A 19,745-nucleotide genomic window follows, 5' to 3' on the forward strand; every position below is an offset into this window, starting at 1 on the left:
GGCGTTATTCATTGGTCACGGCCTCGCGCTGATCCGGGCCTGGGGTGGACGGCTTGTCGGGCGCCGGCGGCAGCTGGGGCTCTGGCGGCAGCAGGTAGGCATCCAGCATGTGGCGGGCGACCGGCGCCCCCATGGCACTGCCGCCACCGGCGTTTTCCAGCACCAGGGCCACCACGGCCTTGGGGGCCTCGAAGGGGGCGAAGGCGACGAAGAGGGCGTTGTCGCGGTGCTCCACCTTGGTGGTGGCCGCATTGTAGACCTGGTTCTCCTTGAGACCCACTACCTGGGCGGTACCTGATTTGCCCGCTGCCTTGTAGGGAGTGCCCGCAAAGGCGCGGCGTCCCGTCCCCTCATGGCCGTTGATGACGCGCCACATGCCGTCCTTGGCCACCTGCCAGTAGGTGTCGCTCTTGGCGGCGATGGCCACGTTCGGGTTGATGGGGGCGTTGACCACGCCGTCCACCGAGGCGGTGCTCTTGAGCAGGTGCGGCGTCACGTCGTGACCGTTCTGGGTCAGTATGCTGATCGCCTTGGCGAGCTGGATGGGGGTGGAGCTCCAGTAGCCCTGGCCGATGCCGATGGAGATGGTGTCCCCCTGATACCAGGGCTGACGCCAGCGCGCCATCTTCCAGTCGCGGGACGGCATGACCCCCTTGGTCTCTTCATAGAGATCGACGCCACTGTACTGACCGAAGCCGAACTTGGTCATGTAGGCGTGGATCTTGTCGATGCCGACCCGGTAGGCGAGATCGTAGAAGTAGGTGTCCGCCGACACCTCGATGGCGCGATAGACGTCGAGCCAGCCATGGCCCCAGCGGCGCCAGTCACGAAACTTCTTGGTGGTGCCCGGGATGGAGAAGCTGGGACCGCCGAAGTAGCGATAGTTGGGGGTGATGGCCCCCTCGTTCAGCCCCATCACCGCCATCATGGGCTTGACGGTGGAGGCGGGGGCATAGATGCCCTGGGTGGTGCGGTTCACCAGCGGGCGCGCCGGATCGTTGAGCAGCGCCGAGTAGTTGGTATTGGAGATGCCGGTCACGAACAGGTTGGGGTCGTAGCTCGGGCTCGACTCCATGGCCAGGATGGCGCCGGTATTGGGATCCATCATGACGATGGCACCCCGGCGGCCGGCCAGCAGCTCCTGCGCCTTCAACTGCAGGCGGATGTCGATGTTGAGGTAGATGTCCTTGCCGGGCTCCGGCGGCTGGAACTTGAGGGTGCGCACCACCCGGCCGCGGTTGTTGACCTCGACCTCCTGGTAGCCCGCCACGCCGTGCAGCTGATCCTCGTAGAACTTCTCCACCCCCTGCTTGCCGATATCCTTGGTGGCGGCATAGTTGGCTAGCTTGTCCTCCTTGTCGAGGCGCTCCACGTCACGGGTGTTGATCTTGGCCACATAGCCCAGCGCATGGGTCAGGGTATCGCCAAAGGGGTAGTAGCGCTTGAGATAGGCCTCTATGCTGGCGCCCGGGTAGTTGTGCTGGTTGACCGAGAAGAGGGCGACCTGGTACTCGGTCAGCTTCTCGAACAGGGGCACCGGCTTGAAGCGGCGCTGGCGTTTCACCTCGGCCAGGAACCGCTCCTTGGTCCCCTCCGGCAGGGCCAGCAGGGTGATCAGCTCGTCGGCCGTCTTCTCCAGATCCTCGGTCTCTTCCGGCACTATCTCCAGGCTGTAGACGGGGCGGTTCTCCGCCAGCAGCACGCCGTTGGCGTCATAGATGAGGCCCCGTGGCGGTGCCACCGGCACGACCCGGATCCGGTTGTCGTTGGAACGGGTCTGATAGGTTTCGTAAGACTCTACCTGCAGATAGTAGAGATTACCCAGCAGCACCAGCATGAGGACGACCATGCCGATGTAGGCTACCAGGGTGCGCCGGAAGAACAGACGTCCCTCGGCACTGTGATCGCGCATTTCGATGCGATTCTTCAGCATGCCGTTACCTTATGGCTGACGGGGAGCAAGGGCGGGTACCACATGGACTATTCCCTGTGGCACTGGGTGTATGAGGGAGTGATGTTCCAAGGGGTCATGGCTCATTCCCTGTGATACGGATGATTGGTGGTAATGCTCCAGGCGCGGTAGAGGCTCTCGGCCACCAGCACCCGCACCAGCGGATGGGGCAGGGTCAGGGGTGACAGGGACCAGCTCTGTTCGGCGGCGGCCTTGCACTCGGGGGACAAGCCTTCAGGCCCGCCCACCAGCAGCGCCACATCCCGGCCATCGAGCTTCCAGGCCTCCAGCGACACGGCGAGTTGCTCCGTGGTCCAGGGCTTGCCGGGAATGTCCAGGGTGACGATGCGCGAGCGGCCGGCGGCGGCCAGCATGGCTTCCCCCTCCTTTTGCAGGATGCGGGGAATGTCGGCATTCTTGCCCCGTTTGCCCGCGCCTATCTCGACGAGTTCGAACGGCATGTCTTTCGGGAAACGGCGACGGTACTCTTCGAAGCCATGCTCTACCCAGGCAGGCATCTTGGTGCCCACCGCAATCAACTGGATCTTCATCGTTCGTTACGCTTGCACCTGGGTGCCACCCCAGAGTTTCTCCAGTTGGTAGAAGTCGCGGTACTCATCCTGCATCACGTGGACGATGACGGAACCCATGTCCACCAGCACCCATTCACCTGTGAGCTGGCCTTCCACGCTGAGCAGGTCGAGCCCCGCATGGCGGGCCTCACTGGCCAGGTTGTGGGCAATGGCGCTGACGTGGCGATTGGAGTTGCCGGAGCAGATGATCATGGTGTCCGTGATGCTGGATTTGCCGCGTACATCCAGGGTGATGATGTCGCGGCCTTTCATGTCATCGATCTTGTCGACGATAAAGGCGAGCAGTTCTTGGCCTTGCAATGTCTTCTCCTATCTTCCGGCGCCAGAGGGCGGCGGATTATATCATGGTCACTCCCGTTTCCCAGTCTGGCAAAGGGGAATGGAACCGGGGCCGCCACCCATGGGCAAGGCAGGCCCCTGTTGATCACTATAGTGCGCAACCGGGCGGGACAATAGTCAAGCCCGTGCCGGGTGCGCCTCAGGGTGTCGGCTGACAAACCCGCGTGGCGCCGCTCACCGGCTTGGCAATGGCTGATAGAGCCGGTGCCGCCGGATGTAGTCGGCGACCGGGGCCGGCAGCAGGTATCTGGGATCCTGCCCGGCCGCCAGCAGGGCCCGCAGCCGGGTGGCCGACAGCTCTATGGGCAGGTTGTCGGCGATCCAGACATGACCCTGACGGTGTCGATGAAGATCCTGCACATCCCGGGTCTGGTGGCGGGCCAGCAGGCTGGCCACCTCGGCAGGGTAATCCGGTTGCCAGCCCGGGCGCTTGCTCACCACCAGGTGGGCATGTTCGAGCAGCTCCTGCCAGCGATGCCAGCTCGGCAGGCCGAGCAGGGAGTCCATGCCCATCAGGAAACAGACAGGGGTATCCGGCAGCTCCTGCTTGAGCTCGATGAGGGTGTCTATGGTCCAGGAGGGGGTGTCCCGTTGCAGCTCCCGCTCATCTACCACGAAGCCCGGGTTCTCCGCCGCCGCCAGCGCGACCATGGCGAGCCGCTGCTCGCTGGAGCAGAAGGGATTGGCGCGATGGGGCGGGATATGGTTCGGGAGCAGGCGCACCTCGGCCAGGCCCAGGGCGTCGCGGGCCTCGATGGCGGGCCTCAGATGACCTATGTGGATGGGGTCGAAGGTGCCGCCCAGGATGCCGATAGGGGCCTTCAGCATGAGGCTCCCCCTGTCAGATCATGGAGGGGGGCCAAGGGGCCGGCCTGGCGTTCGATGGGGGCGCTCAGCATGGATCCGCCTCCAGCAGGGGCAGCGGCGTGCCATCGCGAAAACCCAGGGCTATGGTCTGCAACATCAGCCAGGCCTGCTCGGTGTCGAACCTGCGCTGGGCGTCATCCAGCCGGGCCATCAGTTGCCACAGCTGCTGTATCTTGCCAACGGGCAGCCGGGTCAGGGCTTGCTGAATGAGCTGCTGGCGGCTCTGCCAGATGCGCAACCGGCTGAAGTGTTCCACCAGCGGCTGACCGGCACGGGCGGCCAGGGCCAGCTCGGTGAGCTGCTCCAGCTCCCGGCACAGGGTCCAGGCCAGCATGCCGGGCTCGGTACCCTCGGCCCGCAGTGCCAGCAGTATGCGCTGGGCCCGGTTCACCTTGCCCTCCAGCAGGGTATCGACGAGCTGGAAGGGGGTAAAGTGGGCGTGGCGTATGATGGTCTCTTGCAGATAGGCGACGCTGATGGGCTGGGGCGGGCCGAGCAGGGTCAGCTTCTCTATCTCCTGGCTTGCGGCCAGCAGGTTGCCCTCAAAGGCGTGACACATGAAGTTGACCGCATCCGGCAGCGCCTTGAGGCCGAAGCGTTGAAACCTTGCACTCATCCAGCGCGGGAAGAAGCGGGGTTCGGGGTGATTGACCGGCACATAGGTGCCGCTCTGGCTCAGCTTGTCGAACCAGGCTGCCTTCATCTGGGTCTGATTGAGGCGCCCCCCCGAGAGCACCAGCAGCAGGTCGGGATGCAGCTGTTTGCCGATTTCGGTGATGCGGGCGGCCAGATCCTTGTCGACCTTGGCGGGCAGCTCCAACTCGATGATCTGGCGGGCCGAGAAGAGACTCATGGCCTGGCAGGCGTCATAGACCTGGTTCCAGTCCAGCCCGGCTTCCACCACGAAGCTGTGGCGCTCATCGAACCCCTGTTTGCGGGCCACCTGACGCACGGCGTCTATGGCCTCGAGCTTGAGCAGCGGCTCGTCACCAAAAACGAGATAGCAGGGCTTGAGCCCTGCCTTGAGATGGTCCGCAAACTGCTCGGGATAGATCCGCATCAGCACTTGCCCTGGTTGAGTTGGTGTTCCGCAGACTGCTTTGGGCAGACTCGCATCAGAACTTGACCTGGCTCAGGTTGATGGATCACCAGGTCGGCGACCTGCTCGGGGTAGGTTCTCATCAGGATACCCGCATCAGAACTTGACCTGGCTCAGCTGGCGGATCACCAGGTTTGCGGCCTGCTCCTGCATCTCCTTGCCAAGCTGTTCCTGCTCGCGGGAGGAGGCCAGCGCCGCATCCGGCTTGTTCAGGAAGCTGCGGTTGAAGGTGATGGGGAAGACCTGGGTCGGCTTGCCCGGCATGGAGACGGTGAACTGGGTGCTGTAACCCAGCAGGTACTCGCGGTCCTGGCCGATGGAGTCGACGGAGGCAACCTGGCTGCTGCTGCTCACCCCGGACAGGGTCAGCACCGGAATGCCCTCCTTGTCCGCCAGGGTCACCCCGGAGGCCTTGAGGCGGGTGGTCACCAGCCGATAGAAGTCGCTCTTGTTGTCACCGACCACCTTCATGGTCATCAGCTCGGGGGGGATGGCGGTTCCCCTCATCTGAAAACCGCAGGCCTGCAGCAGCAGGCCCGTCAGCATGATGGCAATCCAGCGAGTGAGGGACATGCCCATGTGAATTCCTCTTTGCATCAAGTGAAGAACGGCGGGCGCTTGCCCGCCGTTACATATGGATTCAGACTCCTGCAGCTCTCCTCCCCCGACAGGGGAGGAGGCCGGGAGTGCTGGTTATCCTCAGTTTGCGACTATGTTGAGCAGCTTGCCCGGTACATAGACCACCTTGCGCACTGTCAGGCCTTCGGTGAACTTCTGCACCGAGGCATCGGCCATGGCCAGCTTCTCGACGTCGGCCTGGCTTATCTCGGCCGGCACTGTCAGCTTGCCGCGCATCTTGCCGTTGATCTGTACCACCACCAGCTTCTCGGTCTCGACCATGGCGGCTTCATCGGCCACCGGCCAGCTGGCTACGTCTATGTCCCCTTCCTTGCCCAGCATCTTCCACAGCTCGAAGCCGATGTGCGGGGTGATGGGGTAGAGCATGACGACGACGGCTTCCAGCGCTTCCTGCATCAGGGCGCGGTCCTGCTCGTCAGAGCCCAGCTTGGCCAGGTTGTTCATCAGCTCCATGATGGCGGCGATGGCGGTGTTGAAGGTCTGACGGCGACCCACGTCGTCGCTCACCTTGGCGATGGTCTTGTGCAACTCGCGGCGCACCGCCTTCTGCTCGTTGGAGAGGGCGGCCACATCCAGCGCGGCAACGGCGCCACCGGAGACGTGCTCGAAGGTGGTGCGCCACAGGCGACGCAGGAAGCGCTGGGCCCCCTCTACGCCGGAGTCGGACCACTCCAGGGTCATGTCGGCCGGGGAGGCGAACATCATGAACAGACGGACGGTATCGGCGCCGTAACGCTCCACCATCAGTTGAGGGTCTATGCCGTTGTTCTTGGACTTGGACATCTTGGTCATGCCGGAGTGGATCACCTCGCGGCCCTCAAGATCCACGGCCTTGGTGATGCGCCCCTTGTCGTCACGCTCTACCTTGACGTCGGTCGGGCTGACCCAGACGTTGCCACCCTTCTCGTCCTTGTAGTAGAAAGCGTCGGCCAGCACCATGCCCTGGCAGAGCAGGCGCTTGAACGGCTCGTCGCTGTTGACCAGACCGGCGTCACGCAGCAGCTTGTGGAAGAAGCGGGCGTAGAGCAGGTGCATACAGGCGTGCTCTATGCCGCCGATGTATTGGTCGACCGGCAGCCAGTGGTTGGCAGCAGCCGGGTCCAGCATGCCCTTGTCGTAGTCTGGGGAGCAGTAGCGGGCGTAGTACCAGGAAGACTCCATGAAGGTGTCGAAGGTATCGGTCTCGCGGAAGGCTTCCTGGCCGTTGTAAGTGGTCTTGGCCCACTCGGGATCGGCCTTGATCGGGCTCTGGATGCCGTCCATCACCACATCTTCCGGCAGCAGCACCGGCAGTTGATCTTCCGGGGTCGGCACCACAGTGCCGTCAGCCAGGGTCAGCATGGGGATGGGGGCACCCCAGTAACGCTGACGGGAGACGCCCCAGTCACGCAGACGGAAGTTGACAGTACGCTTGCCGTGGCCGAGGGCTTCCAGCTTGTTGGCGATGGCGTCGAAGGCGCCCTGGAAGTCGAGACCGTCAAACTCGCCGGAGTTGAACAGTACGCCCTTCTCGGTGTAGGCGGCTTCGCTCACGTCCACTTCACCATCGGCTGGCTTGATCACCGCCTTGATGTCGAGGCCATATTTGGTGGCGAATTCGAAGTCACGCTGATCGTGACCCGGCACCGCCATCACTGCGCCGGTGCCGTAGTTCATCAGCACGAAGTTGGCGACCCAGACCGGCACCTTGCGGCCATTGAGCGGGTGAATGGCGTAGAGGCCGGTGGCCATGCCCTTCTTCTCCATGGTCGCCATGTCAGCCTCGGCGACCTTGGTGTGCTTGCACTCCTCGATAAAGGCAGCAAGCTCGGGATTGGTTGCGGCAGCCTGGGCGGCCAGCGGGTGACCGGCGGCAATGCCCACATAGGTCACGCCCATGAAGGTATCAGGACGGGTGGTGTAGACCTCCAGCTGCTCATCCTGACCGTCGATATTGAAGCTGATGTTGACCCCTTCGGAGCGACCAATCCAGTTGCGCTGCATGGTCTTGACCATCTCCGGCCAGCCTTCCAGATTGTCGATGTCGTTGAGCAGCTCTTCGGCATAGTCGGTGATCTTGATGAACCACTGGGGGATCTCTTTCTGCTCCACCGGGGTGTCACAGCGCCAGCAGCAGTTGTCGATCACCTGCTCGTTTGCCAGCACCGTCATGTCGTTCGGGCACCAGTTGACGGAGGAGGTCTTCTTGTAGACCAGACCCTTCTCGTAGAGCTTGGTGAAGAACCACTGCTCCCAGCGGTAGTAATCCGGCTTGCAGGTGGCCAGCTCTCTGTCCCAGTCATAACCCAGACCCAGCATCTTGAGCTGGTTCTTCATGTATTCGATGTTTTCGTAGGTCCAGGGGGCCGGTGCCGTGCTGTTCTTGATGGCGGCGTTTTCCGCCGGCAGACCGAAGGCATCCCAGCCGATGGGTTGCAGCACATTCTTGCCATTGAGCCGTTGATAACGGGAGATCACATCACCTATGGTGTAGTTACGCACGTGCCCCATGTGTAGACGACCAGACGGATAAGGGAACATGGAGAGGCAGTAGAACTTTTCCTTGTCTACTTTCTCCACGGCCTTGAAGGTTTTCTTGGCATCCCAGTGCTTTTGCACTGCTGGTTCTATGGATTGGGGAACGTATTGCTCTTGCATTGGTTACATCCGGATCTGTGAAATGAATAGATAAATCAGCTGGGAAATCCCGATAGAATACCCATATCCTGCGGCGGCAACAACCGCCAGCATCCGCCCAGTCTCAGGCCGACCCGGGCAGCATCGAGGTTTCGCGGAGCAGCAAGGGTGACAGAGGGCGGCAACCACCGCCAGCACGGCTCAGTCTCTGGCTCAGGCCGGGCACGATCAGGGTTCAGCAAAGGAGTAATGGCCATGGACAAACGTCGACAAGGGTATGAAGCCTTCATCGCCCAGCTCAAGAAGCAGTGGGAGGAGACCGAAGAGTTTCAGGGGGAACGCCTCAACCGGATGATCGCCAAGGTACAGGCCTATCTGGAGGCGGCCGGCGATCTGACCCAGGACGAGCTGGCGCTGATCGCAGAATACGTGAAGCGGGATCTCGGCAACTATGACGAGAGTCGCGCCGAGGTGCCCGAGTCCGCCTTTATGCTGGCATTGAAAGACACAGTGTGGTCCTGGCTGGCGGACGTGACAGACCGCGCCCAGGTGGAGTGGAGCGAGCTGGCGGACGAGCTGGAACACAAGGGGGTCTATCGGGCCGGCGACTGGGTGGGGCTGGGGGTGCTGGTGTGCGATCACTGCGAGTGGCGCCACACTGTGCTGCACCCGCAGCAGCTTGGCACCTGCCCGGAGTGTGGGGCCGACGAGTATCACCGGGAGCCGCTCTCCCCTTGAGAACCTGCCCACGATCTTACTGCGAGGCCGTGATCAAGGCTCATGTGCTGCTCAGAATCCTCATGTATTCACATACACTCCGGTTCCTGCGCTGCTCTTTACCTTGCTGACGACCTCTCGTCACAGCTCGTGAACAGATTCGGAGAGAGTGTCAGATCGCTATATTGAGAAGAGGCGCCCCATGGGGCGCCTCTTTTATATGAGCCAGGCTGGCTTAACGCTGGCGAGCCCAGGGGTGGGCGCGGGGCCGCAGCACCAGTGCCAGCCCAAGCAGCAGGGCGGCCAGCGCGTACATGGGCCAGCTGCCAAAACGCAGATAGGGGGTCGAGCCGTGGGCAGGGCGCACCTCGGCACGCAATACCCCGGCCTCGAACTGGGGGATCTGGCCTATGATGCTGCCGTCTATCTCGGTGACTATGGTGATGCCGGTGTTGGTGTCGCGCAGCAGCGGGCGAGCCAGCTCCAGGGCGCGCATCCGGGCAATTTCCATGTGCTGCCAGGGGCCGATACTGGTGCCGAACCAGGCGTCGTTGGAGACCGTCAGCAGGAAGTCGGTGTCCGGCTGCACGTTGCGGCGCACCTCGTCCGGGAAGATGATCTCGTAGCAGATGGCGGCGGCAAACTTGAGCCCCTTGGCGATCAGGTTCGGCTGCACCTCGTCACCCCGGCTGAAGGAGGACATGGGCAGGTTGAAGAAGGGGGCTATGGGGCGCAGCAGATCTTCAAAGGGCACGAACTCGCCGATGGGCAGCAGGTGGTACTTGTAGTAGCGGTTCTTGTGCTCGTAGTGATAGGACTCCTTGCCGTCCAGATCCTGCACCCCCATGCCGAGCACTGTATTGTAGAAGCGCTGCTGCTTCAGATCGTAATGGATGATCCCCGCCAGCAGGCCGGTGTCGTTCACCTTCATCGCCTTGTCCAGGCTCTCCAGATAGGTGCCCATCTCCTTCTCTATGGCCGGGATCGCCGATTCCGGCCAGATGATGATGTCGGCGTCCTGGTTCTCGCGACTGAGATCCTGATAGGTGCGCACCGTGGGGATCAGGGCCTCGGGATCCCATTTGAGGGACTGGGCTATGTTGCCCTGCACCAGGGCCACCTTGACCGGCTCACCCCGGGTCACCCAGTTGAGCTGCATCAGCCCCTGGGCGGCGCCGACCAGCACGACCGGCAGCAGCAGCCAGGCCGGTTTGCGACTCTGCCAGGTGAGCCAGAGGGCGGAGGTGGTGAGCAGCAGGGCGAGGGTGATGCCCTGCACCCCGAGAATGGGAGCGAAGCCCTTGAGCGGGCCGTCTATCTGGGTGTAGCCAAACCAGAGCCAGGGATAACCGGTCATCACCCAGCCCCGCAGCCAGTCGGCCATCAGCCAGAGTGCCGGGAAGGCGAGCAGCCAGCGGCTCCAGTGGCGACCGCCAAAGAAGCGGGCGAAGGCCCAGCAGGCCAGGGTCGGATAGAGGGAGAGATAGGCGCAGAGGCCGGCCAGCAGCACGAAGGCGGCGGGCAGCGGAATGCCGCCAAACTCCGTCATGCTGACATGGATCCACCACTGTCCCGGCAAAAACAGCCCCATGGCATAGCCGAAGCCGCGCCAGGCCGCCTGCTTGGGGTTGGCCTTCTCCAGCAGGGCATAGAGGCCGAGCAGGGAGAGGATCACCAGAGGCCAGTAGCCGAAAGGGGAGAAGGCCAGCACGGCGATGGCGCCAGAGGCCAGGGCGAACAGGCTTGTCAGAAGTTTCGATTTCACGGGGGATCGGGGCTCGAATTGGGCTGAATAAAAGTGGAATGGCCGACATCTTAACCGCAAACAGCGCTAACGGCGAGCCTCCCGGCCAGCCGGATGTCGAAGGGGGGCGCAGCAGGGGAATGGGAAGGCGCGGGGGCGGCAGAATGACAAACGCCCCTGAAAGCAGGGGCGTTGATTGACGGCGTGGGGAGCGCGGGATCAGGACTCGGGCTGGGCCGCCGCGTGATTCTCCGGGATCTTCACCTGCAGTTGCTGCAGGCGGCGACGGTCCGCGTGCATCACCTTGAACAGGTAGCCGTCCAGCTCTATCTCCTCGCCCTTCTTGGGCAGGTGGCTGAAGGCATGCATCACCAGGCCGCCCACGGTATCCACCTCTTCATCGCTGAACTGGGTGCCGAAGAAGTCGTTGAAGTCCTCGATCTCGGTCAGCGCGCTGACGGAGAAGACCCGTTTGCTGATGCGGCGGATCTCTTCCGGCTCATCCTCGATGTCGTCAAACTCGTCGTCTATCTCGCCAACAATCAGTTCGAGTATGTCTTCTATGGTCACCAGACCGGAGACGCCGCCGAACTCGTCCACCACTATGGCCATGTGGTAGCGCTCTTCGCGGAACTCCTTGAGCAGGCGATCGACCCGCTTGCTCTCCGGCACTATCACGGTGGGGCGCAGGATCTTCTCGAGCTGCAGCGGCTCGCTGGCGTGATGGCCGCCGAAACCGAACGGCAGCAGATCCTTGGCGAGCAAGATGCCCTCCACGTGATCCTTGTCTTCGTTGATCACCGGGAAGCGGGAGTGGCCGGATTCGATGATGACGGGCAGGAAGTCGTCCACAGGCTGGGACTTCTCTATGGTCACCATCTGGGAGCGGGGGATCATGATGTCACGCACGCGCAGCTCGGCAATTTCGAGCACGCCCTCGATCATGTCCTTGGTGTCCTGATCGATGAGGTCGCGTTCTTCCGCATCGGCGATGACTTCCACCAGATCATTGCGGTCTTTTGGCTCGCCCTGGAAGAGTTGGCTGAGCTTGTCGAGCCAGGTTTTCTTCGGCGAGCCGGTACTAGGGTGATCGTCGGTCATTTTCTCTCTTGGTTACTCGTGTGAACATTCGGGATGTTGTCTTGCCGATATAAGGATGGCGGCTGTCTGTTTCAAGACGGTGACCCCCTTACCGGCCTGTCACTCTTCTACGTCGTCGTCGAGGTAGGGATCCGCAAAGCCGAGTTCCTGCATGATGTCGCGCTTTGGAACTGCACCATCTCCTCGGCTTCTCATTCACCTTATCCTTCGACTTCGTCGTCGAGGTAGGGATCCGCAAAGCCGAGCTCCTGCATGATGTCGCGTTCGAGCTGCTCCATCTCCTCGGCCTCCTCGTCCTCGATATGGTCATAACCTAGCAGATGCAGACTGCCGTGCACAACCATGTGAGCCCAGTGGGCCTCGAGGGGTTTGTTCTGCTCGAGGGCCTCGGCCTCGACCACCTGGCGACAGATCACCAGATCCCCGAGCAGGGGGAGTTCCATGCCGGGAGGAGCTTCGAACGGGAAGGATAGCACGTTGGTGGGCTTGTCCTTGCCGCGGTAGGTGAGGTTGAGCTCGCGGCTCTCCGCCTCGTCCACCAGGCGCACCGTCACCTCGGCCTCCTCCTGGAAACCCAGAATGGTGCCATCGAGCCAGCCTTGCAGCTGGGCTTCGGTCGGCAGGCCGTCGGTGCTGGCGCAGGCCAGCTGCAGATCCAGGGTCACGCTCATTGGGCACTCTCTTTGCTGGTGTTCTCGTTGCGGGTATTGGGGGGGCTCTTCTCGCTCGCCTGCCGGGCGTCGAACGCCTCGTAGGCCTGCACTATGCGGGCCACCACGGGGTGGCGCACCACGTCCTTGGATTCGAAGAAGTTGAACGACAGGCCATCGACCCCCTGCAGCACTTCCAGGGCGTGGCGCAGACCGGACTTGGTGCTGCGCGGCAAGTCCACCTGGGTGATGTCGCCGGTCACCACCGCCTTGGAGTTGAAGCCGATGCGGGTCAGGAACATCTTCATCTGCTCCGTGGTGGTGTTCTGGGCCTCATCCAGGATGATAAAGGCGTCATTCAAGGTTCTTCCGCGCATATAGGCGAGGGGCGCCACCTCTATGATGTTGCGCTCCATCAGCTTCTCGACGCGCTCGAAGCCCAGCATCTCGAACAGGGCGTCGTAGAGGGGGCGCAGGTAGGGATCCACCTTCTGGGAGAGATCCCCGGGCAGGAAGCCGAGTTTCTCACCGGCTTCCACCGCCGGGCGGGTCAGCAGGATGCGGCGGATCTCCTGGCGCTCCAGGGCATCCACGGCGGCGGCCACCGCCAGATAGGTCTTGCCGGTACCGGCCGGGCCTATGCCGAAGCTGATGTCGTGGCGCACTATGTTGCTGATGTACTGGGCCTGGTTCGGGCTGCGGGGCTTGATGAGACCGCGCTTGGTCTTGACCGTCACCTCCTTGCCATAGGGCTGGCTCGGCGCCTCGTCGTCGTCCTGCTCCAGCACCCGGGACTCCTGCACCGTCAGGTGCACCATCTCGGGGGTGATGTCGGTCACCTTGCCCCCCTTGAGGGGCTGGGTCTCCACATAGAGGTGCTTGAGGATGGCGGCCGCCGCATCTATCTGGGCCTGCTTGCCGAGCAGCTGAAAGTGGTTGTCACGGTAGCTGATCTCGATGCCGAGACGGCGCTCCAGCTGCTTGAGGTTGTCGTCAAAGGGGCCGCACAGGCTGGCGAGACGCAGGTTGTCGGCGGGTTCCAGGTGCAGGTTCAGGGTCGAGATGTGTCGGCTCAAGGTGTCCTCGTATCGGCTGTTCCCCCCGCCCTCGGGAGGGGGGAGAAAATTAATGGGGTCTGAAGGCCGCCACCCCGAGATCATCGGGGACGTTGTCCGGGCGGCGAGCCAGAATTTCGCTCGGCGCCGTGGCGATGCGCAGATTCATTTCGTCCTCGCCGCGGATGAAGCGGCCACGCAGGGAGTAGGGGCGCACGTCGGTGATCTCCACGTCGGCGAAGCCGCCGATGAGGCGGTGCGGCCCTTCGAAGTTGACCACCCGGTTGTTCTCGGTGCGGCCACTGAGCTGCATGGGATCCATCTTGGAGGGACCCTCCACCAGGATGCGCTGCACCGAGCCCAGCATGGCGCGGCCGATGAGCATGGACTGGTGATTTATCTGGTTCTGCAGGCGGGTGAGTCGTGCCTTCTTCACCTCCATGTCGACATCGTCCGGCAGATCGGCGGCCGGGGTGCCGGGGCGCGGGCTGTAGATGAAGCTGAAACTCATGTCGAAGTTGATCTCCTCGATGAGCTTCATGGTGGCCTCGAAATCCTCGTCCGTCTCGTTCGGGAAGCCGACGATGAAGTCGGAACTCATGGTGATGTCGGGACGGGCGGCGCGCAGGCGGCGGATCTTGGACTTGTACTCCAGCACAGTGTGCGGGCGTTTCATCATGGTCAGGATGCGATCCGAGCCGCTCTGCACCGGCAGATGCAGGAAGCTGACCACTTCCGGCGTGTCTTTGTAGACCTCGATGATGTCGTCGGTGAACTCGATGGGATGGCTGGTGGTGTAGCGAATGCGGTCGATGCCGTCGATGGCGGCCACCAGGCGCAGCAGCTCGGCGAAGGTGCAGTCATTGCCATCGAAGGTCGGGCCGCGGTAGGCGTTGACGTTCTGACCGAGCAGGTTCACCTCGCGGACCCCCTGCTGGGCGAGCTGGGCGATTTCGTAGAGCACGTCGTCGAGCGGTCGGCTCACCTCCTCGCCGCGGGTGTAGGGCACCACGCAGAAGGAGCAGTATTTGGAGCAGCCTTCCATGATGGAGACGAAGGCGGTGACCCCCTCGGCACGGGGCTCCGGCAGGTTGTCGAACTTCTCGATCTCGGGGAAGGCGATGTCCACCTGGGCACCGCGCCCCTCCTGGACCTGCTTGATCATGGCGGGCAGGCGGTGCAGGGTCTGGGGGCCGAAGACGATGTCCACATAGGGCGCACGTTGGCGCAGGGCTTCCCCTTCCTGGGAGGCGACGCAGCCACCCACCCCTATCACCAGTCCCGGTTTTTTCAGCTTGAGCTTCTTCCAGCGACCGAGCTGGTGGAACACCTTCTCCTGGGCCTTTTCACGGATGGAGCAGGTATTGAGCAGCAGGACGTCTGCCTCCTCGGGCTCTTCGGTCAGCGTGTAGCCATTGCTGGCGTCCAACAGGTCGGCCATCTTGGACGAGTCGTACTCGTTCATCTGGCAGCCCCAGGTCTTGATATGAAGTTTCTTGCTCATTGCTACTCTTGACTGTGTTTAAGATCGGCAGGGTCAAAGGACCGGCCATTTTACTCCGCAATCCCGGTGCTGACCAGTCTGGGGCCGCGCCGCCGCCAGATGGCCTGGCCCGTCGCGGCAATTGCCCGCCTGACTCACTGTTTATCCGGTCTCCTTGCGTTATCATGCCCCATTCGGTTCGCCCCTCTCTCCTTGTCCGGGGCGACCCCTTGCAGGAATCAAGTTATGGAACAGTGTGATATCGCCATCGTCGGCGCCGGCATGGTGGGCGCCGCCACCGCCTGCCTGCTGGCGGCAGAGGGTCTCAACGTGCGGGTCATCGAGACCCGGTTGCCGGAACATTACGCCCCGGATCAGCCGCTGGATCTGCGGGTCTCCGCCATCAGCCAGGCCTCGGTGGCGCTGCTGGACAAGGCCGGCGCCTGGTCGCACCTGCAGCAGATGCGGCTGTGCCCCTACCGCCGGCTGGAGACCTGGGAGCTGGACGGCTTCGCCACCCGCTTCGACTCGGCGGATCTGGGGCTGCCCCAGCTCGGCTACATCATAGAGAACCGGCTGGTGCAGCTCGCCCTGCTGAGGCGAATGGAAGATTTTCCCAATATCCAGACCCACACCCCGGCGGCGGTCAAGAGTCTGCGCCAGAGCGCGGACGAGGCGGTGTTGACGCTGGATGACGGCACCGAGCTGCAGGCGCGCTGGGTGCTGGCCTGCGATGGCGCCGAGTCGCTCACCCGCCGCCTCGCCGGGATCGGGGTGTCGCGCTTCGAGTACCGCCAGCACTGCATGCTGATCAACATAGATACCGAGTTCGAGCAGGAAGACATCACCTGGCAGCAATTCACCCCGAGTGGTCCGCGCGCCTTCCTGCCCCTGCCCGGCCGGCACGGCTCCCTGGTGTGGTATGACAGCCCGGCCCGCATCCGGGCCCTGGCCGCCATGGGCAATGAGGCCCTGGCCGCCGAGGTGCGCCGCCACTTCCCGGCCCGGCTCGGCGGTTTTCAGGTGACCGGCAAGGGGAGCTTCCCCCTGGTGCGCCGCCACGCCAACCATTACCACGCCGGCCGGGTGGTGCTGCTCGGTGACGCCGCCCACACCATCAACCCGCTGGCGGGGCAGGGGGTCAACCTCGGCTTCAAGGACGTGGCCTGCTGGGCCGAGCTACTCGGCAAGGCGGGGGCTGACTGGCACGACATCACCCTGGCCAGCCGCTACGAGCGCCGTCGCCGCCCAGACAACCTGCTGATGCAGTCGGGGATGGATCTCTTCTACGGGGTGTTCAGCAACGACATAGGGCCGCTACGCCTGACCCGCAATCTGGCCCTGACCCTGGCGGACAAGGCGGGCCCCCTCAAGGAGATGGCGCTGCGCTACGCCCTGGGGCTGGTGTAGGCAGCAGGACATTGACGACGAGGAGGCAGAAGCATGAACAAGGCATTGATGGTGATCGACTTTATCAACGACATCGCCCACCCGGACGGGCGCATCGCCGCCTCGGCGGCCCATGTGCAGGAGCAGGATGCCATCCTCCATGCCAACCAGGCGCTGGCCCATGCCCGTGCCAGGGGCTGGCTGGTGGTGCTCATCAAGGTCGGCTTCGATGGCGGCTATCTGCTGCAACCCAAGGGCTCCCCCATGTTTGGCCGGGCTCACCAGCTCGGCGCCCTCTCCCTGGACGATAGCGGCACCGACTTCCACCCCGAGCTGGATGTCGCACCCGGGGATCTGGTGCTGACCAAGCCCAGGGTCAGCCCCTTCTACGGCACGGCGCTGGAGCCTGCACTGCGGGCCAATCGGATCGATCACCTCTATCTGTGCGGGGTGAGCACCGGCTGGGCCATTCAGGCCGCCGCCCGGGATGGCCACGATCGGGACTACGCCATCACCATACTGGAAGATGCCTGCGCCGCCGCCGATGCCAATGAGCACCATGCCTCCCTGCGCCAGCTCGGTCGCATCGCCGAGGTGATCAAGGTGGCCCAGCTGCTGTCAGATCCCGGCTGAGGCCTTGAGGACGCGCACATCAGATGGGTGCGTGTCCCTGCTCCCACTCTTCCTGCTAGCACGAGAGATCATGGTCATCCCTTTGGTTTGCAGCCGTTTTATTCGGCCTCCGGGTGCATGGCCCTGACCAGGGTCAGAAAGCGATCGCGGATGGGATCCGCAAAGTCGGGGTTCCACACCAGGCTTATCTCCCACTCGGACCAGGGGCCGGACAGGGGGTAGAGGGTCACGTCCTTGCCCGCGATGAAGCCGACGCTGCGGGGCAGTATGGCGTTGCCTATGCCGGCGGCCACCAGGGCCACCAGGGTCTGGATGTCTTCCGCCTCCTGGATCATGCCGGTCAGCCGGTTGGCGCCGAGGAAGCGGGCAATCTGCTGGCTGAGGCCGGGGCAGCGGTGGCCCACCATCTGCAACAGCGGCTGAGTGGTCAGCGCCCGCTCCACGTCGAACGCAGCCGGATCCGGCCCCGTCATCTGGCTCGGCACGGCCAGCACCAGCCGGTCGGTCAGCAATCTGTGTTCCCTCAGCTGTGGCGCCTCTGGCCTGCGCATAAAGCCTATCTGCAGCCGCCCCGCCAGCAGCAGATCGTGCTGGACGGCGGAGGTCATGTCCTGCAGGTGCACCATCACATCGGGGGCCTGCTGCTTGAAGCGGGCCACCAGGGAGGGGGCCAGTGCGAAGCTCGACAGCCCGAACCCTATCTTGAGGCGCCCGGCGGCGCCACTCGCCAGCGCCAGGGCGTGGTGCTCGAATCCCTTGCCGTGTTCCACCAGGGCGCGGGCCTGGGGCAGCAACTGGGTGCCGATGGCGGTCAGCTCGGCGCCGTGGCGGCCCCGGTTGAACAGGGTGCTGCCGAGCGCCAGCTCCAGCCCCTGGATCTGCTTGGTCAGCGCCGGTTGCGTGATGAAGAGCCGACTGGCGGCCTCCCGGTAGTTGGCGGTCTCGGCCAGCATGACGAAGGCCTGAAGTTGCCTTAAGTCGAATTTCATTCCATTTGGTTATTCAATGTGGCGATTTATTGATTATAAATTATCTAACTGCCTTGTTCTAATGGTCTCGAAACGGGCCTTTGGCCCTCTGACCAGCCACAAGGAGTCATGTCATGTCGAGCGAACGTTATCTGTTCTTGATCAAGGGAAGCCTGGTAATGGCCCAGCCACTGACGGCGCCGGAGACGGGTGAGCTGTTGACCAGCCTGTTGCAGCAGGGATTTGCCGTCGGGCCCCTGTCGGTGTGGGCGAGCAATACCGAACAGGCGCTCGCCTGCTATGAGCAGTCGGCCCAGCGGCAGGCCTTCGTCGACGTGCTGGCGGGGAGAACCGCATGACCATGCTCACCCTGAGGGCCAAGGCCCTGCTGCTGGATATGGATGGCACCCTGGTGCACTCCACCACCGAGGTGGAGACCGTCTGGCGGCTCTGGTGCCAGGGCCATCGGCTGGATCCCGCGCCTGTGCTGGCCATGTGCCACGGGGTGCGCTCGCGGGAGGTGATCCGCGCGCTGGCGCCACAGCTGGATCTGGCCCGGGAGGTGGCGCTGCTCGACGAGCTGGAGATCCAGCATGCGGGGGTGGCCGAGGCTGTCGCCGGGGCCCGCACTCTGCTGGCGGCCTTGGCGCCGGATCGCTGGGCGCTGGTGACCTCCGCCAGCCAGCGGGTGGCGCGGCACCGCCTGACCAGTGCCGGGTTGCCGTTGCCAAAACTATTGATTGGGGCAGAGGAGGTGGAGCGGGGCAAGCCGGATCCCGAGCCTTATCTGCTCGCCGCGCGCCGGCTGGGTCTTGCTCCCGCCGACTGCCTGGTGTTCGAGGATGCCCCGGCGGGGATACTCAGCGCCCTGCAGGCCGGTTGCCCCGTGGTGCAGATCGGGGGCGACAGGCGGCTCGACCCGGCAGTCGTGGCGGTGATCCCCGATTGGAGTCAGGTGACTGTGGTCGCGAAGGAAGCTGGCCCCTTGCTGGTAACGCTGCCGACCCGAGAGACGGGCAACAAAAGCCCCCGGCGAACGAGGGCTTGAGCGGGCGAAGCCCCGGGACTATTTGAAGACCCGGAAGCGGACCTCGTCGTCCATGAAGGTCTTGTCACCGGCCGGTTGCTCTATGCTGCCAAAGGGCATCTGGGCACGCAGCAGCCAGCTGGCGGGCAGGTCCCACTCCTTGCGAACCGCTTCGTCGATCAGCGGGTTGTAGTGCTGCAAGGAGGCGCCTATGCCTTCCTGGGCCAGGGTGGTCCAGACCGCAAACTGGGCGATCCCGGTGGCATGTTCGGACCAGATGGGGAAGTTGTCGGCATAGAGGGCGAATTTCTGCTGCAGATCCTTGATGACGGCGGTGTCTTCGAAGAACAGCACAGTCCCGAAACCGGCGCGGAAGCTGCCGTTTACCTTGGCTTCGCTCTGGGGATAGGCCTCTGGCGGCACAATCTTTTTCAATTCAGCTTTGACGATGTCCCACAGCTTGTGGTGCTGCTCGCCAAACAGGATGACGGCACGGGAGCTCTGGGAGTTGAAGGAGGAGGGGCTGTGCTTGATGGCATCCTTGATGAGGGCCGTCAGCTGGGCCTCGGAATGGGTCACTTGGTCACCCAGGGCATAGATGGTACGACGTACTTTGATCTGTTCGATAAACGGACTGCTCATAACATCTCCTTGGTTGATGAATCGTTGCTGCCAGCGTTGCCGACAAAGGTCATCTGGCTCCGATTTCTCGAGTCATGGACTATAACACCTTCTGTGCAAGAAACCGTCAACGCTGGGTGATGACTGTTTCTACTTTTTATGGATATTCAGATGACGAAACCGGGTATGGCCCCTTGATGTCTTTATTGTCATTAACCTTGGATGTTAATGACTTCAATCAATATAACGGCGG

General features: G+C 63.1%; 19 protein-coding genes. 5 read left to right on the top strand and 14 right to left on the bottom strand.

The window, feature by feature from the left end:
- Positions 1–4: 4 nt before the first annotated feature.
- The 7 genes from mrdA to leuS form a co-directional block, all read right to left on the bottom strand.
- Positions 5–1,933 (bottom strand): penicillin-binding protein 2, encoded by a 1,929-nt coding sequence (gene mrdA, locus OC537_RS01280; RefSeq protein WP_262108667.1) that lies wholly within the window; start codon positions 1,931–1,933, stop codon positions 5–7.
- A gap of 101 nt (positions 1,934–2,034) precedes the next feature.
- On the bottom strand, positions 2,035–2,502 hold the full coding sequence (gene rlmH / locus OC537_RS01285; protein WP_005329815.1) for a 23S rRNA (pseudouridine(1915)-N(3))-methyltransferase RlmH: 468 nt from the start codon (positions 2,500–2,502) through the stop codon (positions 2,035–2,037).
- A 6-nt stretch (positions 2,503–2,508) separates the two neighbouring features.
- On the bottom strand, positions 2,509–2,844 hold the full coding sequence (gene rsfS, locus OC537_RS01290) for a ribosome silencing factor (RefSeq protein WP_025326094.1): 336 nt from the start codon (positions 2,842–2,844) through the stop codon (positions 2,509–2,511).
- Positions 2,845–3,057: 213 nt separating this feature from the next.
- On the bottom strand, positions 3,058–3,711 hold the full coding sequence (gene nadD, locus OC537_RS01295; protein ID WP_262108677.1) for a nicotinate-nucleotide adenylyltransferase: 654 nt from the start codon (positions 3,709–3,711) through the stop codon (positions 3,058–3,060).
- Between the two features lie 64 nt (positions 3,712–3,775).
- Positions 3,776–4,810 (bottom strand): DNA polymerase III subunit delta, encoded by a 1,035-nt coding sequence (gene holA / locus OC537_RS01300; RefSeq protein ID WP_139744187.1) that lies wholly within the window; start codon positions 4,808–4,810, stop codon positions 3,776–3,778.
- A gap of 135 nt (positions 4,811–4,945) precedes the next feature.
- Positions 4,946–5,428 carry an LPS assembly lipoprotein LptE gene (lptE, locus tag OC537_RS01305; RefSeq protein ID WP_106887591.1) on the bottom strand — a complete coding sequence of 161 codons (483 nt, stop codon included), beginning with the start codon at positions 5,426–5,428 and terminating at the stop codon, positions 4,946–4,948.
- A gap of 120 nt (positions 5,429–5,548) precedes the next feature.
- On the bottom strand, positions 5,549–8,125 hold the full coding sequence (leuS, locus tag OC537_RS01310) for a leucine--tRNA ligase (protein WP_262108682.1): 2,577 nt from the start codon (positions 8,123–8,125) through the stop codon (positions 5,549–5,551).
- A 234-nt stretch (positions 8,126–8,359) separates the two neighbouring features.
- Between leuS and OC537_RS01315 the strand changes: the two genes are divergently transcribed.
- On the top strand, positions 8,360–8,842 hold the full coding sequence (locus OC537_RS01315; protein ID WP_043129079.1) for a zinc ribbon-containing protein: 483 nt from the start codon (positions 8,360–8,362) through the stop codon (positions 8,840–8,842).
- Between the two features lie 214 nt (positions 8,843–9,056).
- Here the strand turns inward: OC537_RS01315 and lnt are convergent, their stop codons facing one another.
- The 5 genes from lnt to miaB all read right to left on the bottom strand — a co-directional run bounded on the left by lnt (position 9,057) and on the right by miaB (position 14,875).
- Positions 9,057–10,586, bottom strand: coding sequence for an apolipoprotein N-acyltransferase (lnt, locus tag OC537_RS01320; RefSeq protein WP_234675942.1), 1,530 nt, complete (start codon positions 10,584–10,586; stop codon positions 9,057–9,059).
- 198 nt (positions 10,587–10,784) lie between these two features.
- Positions 10,785–11,666 (bottom strand): CNNM family magnesium/cobalt transport protein CorC, encoded by an 882-nt coding sequence (gene corC, locus OC537_RS01325; protein ID WP_005329827.1) that lies wholly within the window; start codon positions 11,664–11,666, stop codon positions 10,785–10,787.
- A gap of 200 nt (positions 11,667–11,866) precedes the next feature.
- On the bottom strand, positions 11,867–12,337 hold the full coding sequence (ybeY, locus tag OC537_RS01330; protein WP_111910363.1) for an rRNA maturation RNase YbeY: 471 nt from the start codon (positions 12,335–12,337) through the stop codon (positions 11,867–11,869).
- Positions 12,334–13,392 carry a PhoH family protein gene (locus OC537_RS01335; RefSeq protein ID WP_106887586.1) on the bottom strand — a complete coding sequence of 353 codons (1,059 nt, stop codon included), beginning with the start codon at positions 13,390–13,392 and terminating at the stop codon, positions 12,334–12,336. The genes ybeY and OC537_RS01335 overlap by 4 nt, the downstream gene beginning before the upstream one ends.
- Positions 13,393–13,441: 49 nt before the next feature.
- Positions 13,442–14,875 (bottom strand): tRNA (N6-isopentenyl adenosine(37)-C2)-methylthiotransferase MiaB, encoded by a 1,434-nt coding sequence (miaB, locus tag OC537_RS01340; RefSeq protein WP_106887585.1) that lies wholly within the window; start codon positions 14,873–14,875, stop codon positions 13,442–13,444.
- A gap of 225 nt (positions 14,876–15,100) precedes the next feature.
- On the opposite strand from miaB, the gene OC537_RS01345 reads away from it, so the two are divergent.
- A complete protein-coding gene (locus OC537_RS01345) occupies positions 15,101–16,264 on the top strand; it encodes an FAD-dependent monooxygenase (RefSeq protein WP_168234543.1) in 1,164 nt (387 codons plus the stop codon).
- Positions 16,265–16,297: 33 nt separating this feature from the next.
- On the top strand, positions 16,298–16,876 hold the full coding sequence (locus OC537_RS01350; protein ID WP_262108697.1) for a cysteine hydrolase family protein: 579 nt from the start codon (positions 16,298–16,300) through the stop codon (positions 16,874–16,876).
- Positions 16,877–16,974: 98 nt separating this feature from the next.
- Here the strand turns inward: OC537_RS01350 and OC537_RS01355 are convergent, their stop codons facing one another.
- Positions 16,975–17,865 (bottom strand): LysR family transcriptional regulator, encoded by an 891-nt coding sequence (locus OC537_RS01355; protein WP_163136340.1) that lies wholly within the window; start codon positions 17,863–17,865, stop codon positions 16,975–16,977.
- A 113-nt stretch (positions 17,866–17,978) separates the two neighbouring features.
- Here OC537_RS01355 and OC537_RS01360 point away from each other — a divergent pair, with 113 nt between their 5' ends.
- Together OC537_RS01360 and OC537_RS01365 are read left to right on the top strand one after the other, a co-directional pair.
- Complete coding sequence (locus OC537_RS01360; RefSeq protein WP_262108699.1) at positions 17,979–18,203, top strand: hypothetical protein; 225 nt, start codon at positions 17,979–17,981, stop codon at positions 18,201–18,203.
- Positions 18,200–18,892 carry an HAD-IA family hydrolase gene (locus tag OC537_RS01365; protein ID WP_262108701.1) on the top strand — a complete coding sequence of 231 codons (693 nt, stop codon included), beginning with the start codon at positions 18,200–18,202 and terminating at the stop codon, positions 18,890–18,892. Before OC537_RS01360 ends, OC537_RS01365 begins: the two co-directional genes overlap by 4 nt.
- A gap of 18 nt (positions 18,893–18,910) precedes the next feature.
- On the opposite strand, the gene OC537_RS01370 is transcribed toward OC537_RS01365, so the two are convergent.
- Complete coding sequence (locus OC537_RS01370) at positions 18,911–19,513, bottom strand: nitroreductase family protein (protein ID WP_111910358.1); 603 nt, start codon at positions 19,511–19,513, stop codon at positions 18,911–18,913.
- Positions 19,514–19,745: the final 232 nt, after the last annotated feature.

This window comes from Aeromonas sp. Marseille-Q5825 (genome assembly GCF_946892685.1).
GTDB classification, from domain to species: Bacteria; Pseudomonadota; Gammaproteobacteria; order Enterobacterales; family Aeromonadaceae; genus Aeromonas; species Aeromonas rivipollensis.

Coding starts and splice junctions, on each gene's coding strand:
- OC537_RS01370 (WP_111910358.1), bottom strand. CDS start 19,513: ATGAGCAGTCCGTTTATCGAACAGATCAAAGTACGTCGTACCATCTAT.
- OC537_RS01315 (WP_043129079.1), top strand. CDS start 8,360: ATGGACAAACGTCGACAAGGGTATGAAGCCTTCATCGCCCAGCTCAAG.
- ybeY (WP_111910363.1), bottom strand. CDS start 12,337: ATGAGCGTGACCCTGGATCTGCAGCTGGCCTGCGCCAGCACCGACGGC.
- mrdA (WP_262108667.1), bottom strand. CDS start 1,933: ATGCTGAAGAATCGCATCGAAATGCGCGATCACAGTGCCGAGGGACGT.
- OC537_RS01355 (WP_163136340.1), bottom strand. CDS start 17,865: ATGAAATTCGACTTAAGGCAACTTCAGGCCTTCGTCATGCTGGCCGAG.
- leuS (WP_262108682.1), bottom strand. CDS start 8,125: ATGCAAGAGCAATACGTTCCCCAATCCATAGAACCAGCAGTGCAAAAG.
- OC537_RS01345 (WP_168234543.1), top strand. CDS start 15,101: ATGGAACAGTGTGATATCGCCATCGTCGGCGCCGGCATGGTGGGCGCC.
- nadD (WP_262108677.1), bottom strand. CDS start 3,711: ATGCTGAAGGCCCCTATCGGCATCCTGGGCGGCACCTTCGACCCCATC.
- OC537_RS01360 (WP_262108699.1), top strand. CDS start 17,979: ATGTCGAGCGAACGTTATCTGTTCTTGATCAAGGGAAGCCTGGTAATG.
- lptE (WP_106887591.1), bottom strand. CDS start 5,428: ATGGGCATGTCCCTCACTCGCTGGATTGCCATCATGCTGACGGGCCTG.
- holA (WP_139744187.1), bottom strand. CDS start 4,810: ATGCGGATCTATCCCGAGCAGTTTGCGGACCATCTCAAGGCAGGGCTC.
- rlmH (WP_005329815.1), bottom strand. CDS start 2,502: ATGAAGATCCAGTTGATTGCGGTGGGCACCAAGATGCCTGCCTGGGTA.
- OC537_RS01365 (WP_262108701.1), top strand. CDS start 18,200: ATGACCATGCTCACCCTGAGGGCCAAGGCCCTGCTGCTGGATATGGAT.
- OC537_RS01350 (WP_262108697.1), top strand. CDS start 16,298: ATGAACAAGGCATTGATGGTGATCGACTTTATCAACGACATCGCCCAC.
- corC (WP_005329827.1), bottom strand. CDS start 11,666: ATGACCGACGATCACCCTAGTACCGGCTCGCCGAAGAAAACCTGGCTC.
- miaB (WP_106887585.1), bottom strand. CDS start 14,875: ATGAGCAAGAAACTTCATATCAAGACCTGGGGCTGCCAGATGAACGAG.